We start from the raw sequence: 1605 nt of genomic DNA, 5'->3' as shown, positions 1-1605 counted from the left end.
CGGACGCAGGCGACGACCGCCTCGGCGACGATCCGGGCGGCGATCGACCTGGCCGGGGTCTCGGCCACCGGGCTGCTCTACCTCGCGCAGATCAGCATGGGCAGCACCGCGGTGCAGAAGACGCTTTCCGGCACGATCGCGCTCTCGGCGCTGAGCGAGGAGGCGCGCCTGCTGCTGAGCGCGGTGAGCGAGACGGTGCAGAAGTCCATCGCCTTCCGTGCGACCGGCGGCGCCACCGAGGATCAGCTGCGCCTGCTGGGCGCGGTCTCGGCCACGGTGCTGCGGGCGGTGAACATCACGGCAACCGGAAGCCTCACCGCGGCACAGGCCGCGATGCTTGGGGCCTCGTCGGGGACGGTGCAGCGGCTGCTGGCGCTTGCCGCCACCGGCACGCTCTCGACCGATCAGAAGACCATCCTCGCCACGGCGGCCGCGACCGTCACCCGGGCGCTGATCCTGTCGACGACCGGGGCGTTGACGTCGGATCAGCGGGCCGTCCTGCTGGCCGAGACGGCCAATATCTCGCGCGGGCTGGCGCTTGCTGCCACCGGCGCGCTCTCGACCGATCAGCGCTCGATGCTGGCGGCCGTGAGCGCCACTGTCACCCGGCAGCTGGCGCTTGCCGCAGGCGGGGCCCTGACCACCGACCAGCGCTCGATGCTGCTGGCGTCGTCCGGCAGTGTCGCCCGCGCGCTGGCGCTCACTGCGAGCGGCGCCCTGACCGGTGACCAGCGCTCGATGATCCTCGCCGACAGTGCCTCGATCTCCCGAGCCCTCGCGCTGACCGCCAGCGGCACGCTGACCAGCGATCAACGGACCATGCTGTTGTCCGGCACCGCGTATATCGCGCGCGTGCTGGCGATGGCCGCGATTGGCACGCTCAGCACCGATCAGCGCTCGATGCTGCTGGCCAATAGCGCCTCGGTGTCCCGTGTCATCGCCCTGAGCGCAGGCGGGGCCCTGACCACTGATCAGCGCTCGATGCTGCTGGCGTCGTCCGGCAGTGTCGCCCGCGCGCTGGCGCTCACTGCGAGCGGCGCCCTGACCGGTGACCAGCGCTCGATGATCCTCGCCGACAGTGCCTCGATCTCCCGAGCCCTCGCGCTGACCGCCAGCGGCACGCTGACTACCGACCAGCGGACCATGCTGTTGTCCGGCACTGCGTATATCGCGCGCGTGCTGGCGATGGCCGCGACTGGCACGCTCAGCACCGATCAGCGCTCGATGCTGCTGGCCAATAGCGCCTCGGTGTCCCGCGTCATCGCCCTGAGCGCAGGCGGGGCCCTGACCACTGACCAACGCTCGATGCTGCTGGCGTCGTCCGGCAGTGTCGCGCGCGCTCTGGCCCTGAGCGCCAGCGGCACTCTGACCACTGACCAGCGCTCGATGCTGCAGTCCGGCACCGCGTATATCGCGCGGGTGATCGCGATGCAGGCGAGGGGCGTGCTGACCGACGATCAGCGCCGCATCCTGACGGCGACGACGGGGGCGGTCGAGCGCACGGTCAATGGCCTGGTCAACCTCTCGGGCCTGACGGCACAGCAGCGGGTTTTCCTCGGCGCAATCTCGGGCAGCTCGAGCGGCACGCTCACGCTTGGCGGCAGC

Annotated in this window: 1 protein-coding gene; it reads left to right on the top strand. The window is 71.0% G+C overall.

Annotated features, from left to right (window positions below; all coding sequences use genetic code 11):
- On the top strand, positions 1-1605 hold a 1605-nt coding region (locus DYS74_RS18755; protein WP_183077591.1), incomplete at both ends, for a hypothetical protein.

The sequence above is a fragment of the Paenirhodobacter hankyongi genome (assembly GCF_003664585.1).
Lineage (GTDB): Bacteria > Pseudomonadota > Alphaproteobacteria > Rhodobacterales > Rhodobacteraceae > Rhodobacter > Rhodobacter hankyongi.
This window is presented reverse-complemented; position numbering and strand designations above follow the sequence as displayed.